The following is a 235-nucleotide window of genomic DNA, read 5'->3' as shown; positions in this document are numbered from 1 at the left end:
GGATCGACCAGCGTATAGGTGAGATCACTGAGAATATTCATCAGCAAACCTATCAGCGTAAAAATATAGAGCGTGCCAAACATCACCGGATAGTCGCGTTGGAGAGTCGCATCATAGCCGAGCAGCCCGAGTCCGTTGAGCGAGAACATGACCTCGATCAGCACTGAACTGGTAAAGAACATGCTGATGAAGGTGGCGGGGAAGCTGGCGATCACCAGCAGCATCGCATTGCGAA

At 51.5% G+C, this 235-nt stretch carries 1 protein-coding gene; it reads right to left on the bottom strand.

Annotated features, from left to right (window positions below; all coding sequences use genetic code 11):
- A partial coding sequence (locus tag SB756_RS35495) for an ABC transporter permease subunit (RefSeq protein ID WP_410913936.1) occupies nucleotides 1–235 on the bottom strand: 235 nt, incomplete at both ends.

It is taken from the genome of Pseudomonas sp. SIMBA_068, from assembly GCF_046534705.1.
GTDB classification, from domain to species: Bacteria; Pseudomonadota; Gammaproteobacteria; order Pseudomonadales; family Pseudomonadaceae; genus Aquipseudomonas; species Aquipseudomonas putida.
Note: the sequence above shows the minus strand (reverse complement) of the source record. Positions and strands in the feature narration are given on the sequence as shown.